We start from the raw sequence: 1,365 nt of genomic DNA, 5'->3' as shown, positions 1-1,365 counted from the left end.
AGTCGAGCAGTTTGGGATTCCATTTATGCTGCCCCTCCTGATAGGCATCCCGTTCAATCATGATCGTTTTAGCGTTATCAAACAGGATTTCCTGAGGTACTCCTGCAAAGAACTGAAATGCATTTTCCAGACCATCGATCCATGCATCGGTACGTTCATGATCATAAAATTTCACGAAAGTCGCTCTGGAATACCCTAATGTTGCGACAAAGGCTTTTAAAGTCGAGTTGTTGCGTCGAATCGTGGTGAAATCTACCTGCATTTGTTGGCCAGGTTGGGTTTCAAAACGAATGATCGGTTCCGGTTTAGCAACTGATTTTAATGTTGCAAGATATTCCCTCAAGATCCTGATCTTTCCTGGATATCCCAACCTTAAAATTTCCTGGTAGAGCACAACAGCAGGAATCCATTCAGGATGAGCTGCGTTTACACGTTTGAGTAAATAGGGTTTATATGGATCAAGAATACTTGTTCTAGGTTGTGTACGCCGATACTGAGGTGTTTCCTTCTGCCGTAAATATTTACGTACGGTATTTCGGGACACCCCCAGTTCACGACTAATGGCTTTAATAGATTTACCTTGTTGATGAAGTATTTGGATTGTCACTGCTTGCTCCAAAGTTAACATGTTGAGCAGTCCAAAATGACCGCTATATTAACCAAGGGGGGCAGTTTTTAAATGCCATTAGGGGGTCATTTTTACACTGCCGCTAACAAAACCAAATGGAAATATTACCTCGGTTAATTAAGGCTCGGTTATAGGATGACCAATTGGTTGTATGGTAGATTTTAGAGGCAGGCTTATTCATTTTGAAATTATATTGCTGAATAAGCTTTTGATGCTGGGTTTGTGCAACAAAGCCCTTCTCAATTAAGACCTAGTCATAAGTTCATAAGTTATGTAACTTTATAATTTCATCTTCCTCGCTAATTAATCCAGATCAGTTCTTCGTACTAGTGGAACATGTAATTTTAGTGCTGCGCTTCCATATATGGACAAATCCCTGACAAGCATTACCGGGAGAGGTTTCCATCGCATCACTCTCCTCAAGATTGCGTAAGTTATGTAACTTTATAATTTCATCTTCCTGGCTAATTAATCCAGATCAGTTCTTCGTACTAGTAGGACGTTTAATTTTCAGTGCTGCACTTCCATATATGGACAAATCCCTGACAAGCATTACTGGGAGGTTTCCATCGCATCACTCTCCTCAGGATTACATAAGTTGTGTAAGTTGCATAAGTTATGTAACTTTATAATTTCATCTTCCTCGCTAATTAATCCAGATCAGTTCTTCGTACTAGTGGAACATGTAATTTTAGTGCTGCGCTTCCATATATGGACAAATCCCTGACAAGCATTAC

The 1,365-nt window shown here is 40.0% G+C and carries 1 protein-coding gene and 1 pseudogene; both read right to left on the bottom strand.

Annotation, left to right across the window (positions count from 1 at the left end; all coding sequences use genetic code 11):
• Window positions 1-628 (bottom strand): IS21 family transposase (gene istA / locus FTT91_RS14545; RefSeq protein ID WP_180169703.1); only part of this gene is annotated, 628 nt, incomplete at its 3' end.
• A gap of 88 nt (window positions 629-716) precedes the next feature.
• Window positions 717-809 (bottom strand): annotated as a pseudogene (locus FTT91_RS14540) (IS5/IS1182 family transposase); the annotation flags it as partial.
• Window positions 810-1,365: the final 556 nt, after the last annotated feature.

The sequence above is a fragment of the Acinetobacter sp. YH12021 genome (assembly GCF_013420145.1).
Lineage (GTDB): Bacteria > Pseudomonadota > Gammaproteobacteria > Pseudomonadales > Moraxellaceae > Acinetobacter > Acinetobacter towneri.
The sequence above is the reverse complement of the archived record's forward strand: the minus strand, read 5'-3'. Positions and strand labels throughout refer to the sequence as shown.